At 67.7% G+C, this 4,153-nt stretch carries 2 protein-coding genes; both read left to right on the top strand.

Features of this window, described 5'->3' with window-relative positions; genetic code table 11:
• On the top strand, positions 1 to 1,365 hold a 1,365-nt coding region (locus RT028_RS20060; RefSeq protein WP_312937212.1), incomplete at its 5' end, for a DNA polymerase Y family protein.
• Positions 1,341 to 4,153, top strand: a 2,813-nt coding sequence (locus RT028_RS20055) for an error-prone DNA polymerase (RefSeq protein ID WP_409567322.1), incomplete at its 3' end; no start/stop codon positions are given. The genes RT028_RS20060 and RT028_RS20055, both read left to right, overlap by 25 nt.

Below are 4,153 nucleotides of genomic sequence, written 5' to 3'. Positions count from 1 at the left end.
GACCGCGATGACGCGCACGCGCCCCTGGTTCTGATCACCGGCCCGTTACAGCGCCGCGTGTTGCAGGCGGTCAACCCGGCTGCGGCCCGCCTGGGCTTGCGTGCCGGGCAGAGCCTGACCGCCGCACGCGCCCTGGCGCAAGGCTTCACCTGCGTCGAGGCCGACCCTGCGCGCATTGAGCAGGTCCAGCAACTGCTGGCGGCCTGGGCCTACGGCTACAGCGCTCAGGTGAGCCTGCACTATCCTCGTGCACTACTGCTGGAAGTGGGCTCGAGCCTGCAATTGTTCGGGCCGTGGTCGGCGTTACAGGCGCGCATGCGCGAGCAACTCGATGCGATGGGCTTGCGCCAGCGTATCGTCCTGGCCACCAGCCCTGCGGCGGCGCGCATGCTGGCCAATGTCCATGATGGCCTGGCCCTGAACAGCTTGGAACAGACCCGCGCGGCCCTTGCGCAGCTGCCCATCGAGCGCATCGGCCTGCCCACAGACGCCGTACAAGCCTTCAGCCGCATGGGGCTTCGCCGCCTCGACCAGGTCCTGGCGCTGCCTCGGGCTGCGCTGGCGCGTCGCTTTGCAGCCAGCGTGCAGCTGCATCTGGATCAATTACTGGGGTTACGCAGTGTGCCCTTGGCGTTCTATCAGCCGCCGGAGCGTTTCGAGTCGCGCCTGGAACTGAATTTCGACGTCGAGTCGCATCAGGCGCTGCTGTTTCCCGTGCGCCGTTTGATCAACGACCTCGCCGTGTTCCTGGCCGCGCGCGACAGCGCTGTACAGCGCCTTGACCTGTACCTGGAGCACGCCGGCGGTGAAAGCACGCTGCTCAAGGTCGGGCTGCTCAGCGCCGAACGCGAGGCCGCGTTGCTGTTCGAGCTCACGCGTGGACGCCTGGAAGCCCTGCAGCTGCCCGCGCCGGTGCGCAGCCTGCGCCTGCAGGTGAATGATCTGCCGGCCTTCGTGCCCACCCACCAGAGCCTGTTCGATGCACGCCCGGCGCAGAGCCAATCCTGGGATCAACTGCGCGAGCGCTTGCGGGCGCGACTGGGCGATACGGCGGTCATGGGCCTCAGTGCCCAGGCCGACCACCGCCCGGAACAGGCCTGGCGTGCAGTGGCCAACCCCGCAAGCGGGGCTGTCGCAGGCGCCGTTGCGCTGCGCCCTGGCTGGTTGTTGGCCGAACCCCAGGCATTGCCGCCCAGCTCCTTCACCTTGCTCGGCCAGGCCGAACGCATCGAGTCTGGCTGGTGGGATGGCGGCGACGTACGCCGCGATTACTTTCGCATCGAAACCCGCGAGGGCTTGCGCGGCTGGGCCTACCAGGACCTCGGCCAGCCGGGGCCGGTGTGGCTGCAAGGCTGGTTTGCATGAGCCAGCTGGAGTACGCCGAGCTGCATTGCCTGTCCAATTTCAGCTTCCAGCGCGGGGCCTCGAGCGCCGATGAGCTGATGGGCCGTGCGCGGCAACAAGGCTATCGTGCGCTGGCCATTACCGACGAGTGCACCCTGGCCGGTATCGTGCGCGCCTGGCAGGCGGCGAAAAACCAGGGTGTCGCGCTGATCGTCGGCAGCGAAGTGCGACTGCATGACGGCCCCAGGCTGGTGCTGCTGGTCGAGAACCTGCAGGGCTACCAGAACCTCTGCGCGCTGATCACCCTGGCCCGGCGCCGGGCGGGCAAAGGGCACTACCGTTTGCTGGCCGAAGACCTGCCGGCACATGCGCAGGGGCTGATGGCCCTCTGGCTGCCGGAACCGGTGTCCGACCCTGCGGCGGGCCATGCGCTGCATGCCGTGTTCGGCAGCCAGCTGTGGCTCGGCGTGCACCTGCACCGCGGCAGTGACGATGGCGCGCGCACCGCCCAGCTGCGCAGCCTCGCCCAGGCGGTGGGTATCCCTGCGGTGGCCTGTGGCGATGTGCACATGCATGTGCGCGGTCGGCGGGCCCTGCAGGATTGCCTCACGGCCATCGGCCAGCGCTGTACCGTGGCCGAGGCCGGGGCGTCGCTGTTCGCCAACGGTGAGCGGCACCTGCGCAGCCTGGCGCAACTGATCGAGCTGTATCCTGCACAGTGGCTGAGCGAAACCCTGGTCATCGCCCAGCGCTGCCGCTTCGATCTGAGCGAGTTGAGTTACCAGTACCCGCGCGAACTGGTGCCCGAGGGCCAGACCCCGGCCAGCTGGCTGCGCAGCCTGTGCGAGGCGCGGCTGATCCGGCGCTGGCCGTCGGGTCCGAGCCAGGCCGTGCTCGACGCGCTGGAGCGGGAATTGGCGCTGATCGAAGAGCTGGGCTACGACAGCTATTTCCTCACCGTGCACGACATCGTCGCCTTTGCCCGCAGCCAGCACATTCTTTGCCAGGGGCGTGGCTCTGCGGCCAACTCGGTGGTGTGCTTCGTGCTGGGCATTACCGAGCTCGATCCCATGCAGCACCGCCTGCTGTTCGAGCGGTTCCTGTCGCGCGAACGCAACGAGCCACCCGATATCGATGTGGATTTCGAGCACCATCGCCGCGAAGAAGTCATCCAGTACGTGTTCCGCCGCTATGGCCGCCAGCGCGCAGCGCTGACGGCGGTGGTCAGCACCTACCATGCCGCCGGCGCGGTGCGCGATGTCGCCCGGGTGCTGGGCTTGCCAGGCGAGCAGATCGACGCGCTGGCCAAATGCTGTGGCCGCTGGAGTGACCGTATTCCCGATGCTCAGCGCCTGGCCGAAGCCGGCTTCGAGGCAGACAGCCCCTGGCTGCGGCGCATTCTGGTGCTGGCTGGCGAATTGATCGGCTTCCCGCGCCACCTGTCGCAGCACCCCGGGGGTTTCGTCATCAGCGAGCAGCCGTTGCATCAGCTGGTGCCGGTGGAAAATGCCGCGATGGCCGAGCGCACGGTCATCCAGTGGGACAAGGACGACCTCGACATGGTCGGCCTGCTCAAGGTCGATATTCTCGCCCTGGGCATGCTCAGCGCCCTGCGCCGCTGTTTCGACCTGCTGCAACTGCACCGTGGTCGGCACCTGACCCTGGCCACCATTCCGCCAGAGGACCCGGCCACCTACGCCATGATCAGCCGCGCCGAGACCATGGGCGTTTTCCAGATCGAATCGCGCGCGCAGATGGCCATGTTGCCGCGGCTCAAACCGAGCACCTTCTACGACCTGGTGATCGAGGTTGCCATCGTCCGACCGGGGCCGATTCAGGGCGACATGGTCCACCCGTTTCTGCGCAGGCGCATGGGCGAAGAACCCATCAGCTATCCGTCGCCCGCACTCAAGGAGGTGTTCGCCCGCACCTTGGGCGTGCCGTTGTTTCAGGAACAGGTCATGGAGCTGGCCATGGTCGCCGCCGACTACACCCCCGGTGAAGCCGACCAGCTGCGCCGCAGCATGGCCGCCTGGAAGCGCCACGGCGGGTTGGAGCCGCACCGCGAGCGGCTGCTGCAGGGCATGCTGCGCAACGGCTATGAAGCGGCCTTTGCCGAGCGCGTGTTCGAGCAGATCAAGGGTTTTGGCAGCTATGGTTTCCCCGAATCGCACGCGGCCAGTTTCGCGTTGCTCTGCTATGCCAGCAGTTGGCTGAAATGCCACGAGCCGGCGATCTTCACCTGCGCGCTGATCAATAGCTGGCCGATGGGTTTCTACAGCCCCGACCAGCTGCTGCAGGAGGCGCGGCGCCAAGGTATCGAAGTGCGTCCGGTGGATGTGCAGCACAGTCACTGGGATTGCACGCTGGAGCCGCTGCACGGCGGGGCGCTGGCCATTCGCCTGGGATTACGGCAGATCCGCGGCTTCGTCGAGGCCGATGCGCAGCGCCTGGTGCAGGCCCGCCTGCAACGGCCCTGGCGTGATGTCGAAGACGTGTGCCTGCGCAGTGGCCTGGACACCCGTGCGCGTGCCCAGTTGGCCGATGCTGGCGCCTTGCAAGCGTTGGTCAGCCATCGGCATCAGGCGCGTTGGGCCGTGGCGGCGGTGCAGGCCCAGTTGCCATTGTTCGCTGACGTGGAACCGCAGACAGAAGCTGCCGTGGCGTTGCCGGCGCCGACCGTGGCCGAGGATGTGGCGGCTGACTACCAGGTGCTGGGTACCACGCTTGGGCCGCACCCGCTGGCGCTGCTCAGGCCCCGCCTGCGTGCACTGGGCTGTCGCAGCGCCGCCGAGCTGGGCAGTCTGGC

The sequence above is a fragment of the Pseudomonas sp. genome, from assembly GCF_032058845.1.
Classification (GTDB): Bacteria; Pseudomonadota; Gammaproteobacteria; order Pseudomonadales; family Pseudomonadaceae; genus Aquipseudomonas.
This window is presented reverse-complemented; position numbering and strand designations above follow the sequence as displayed.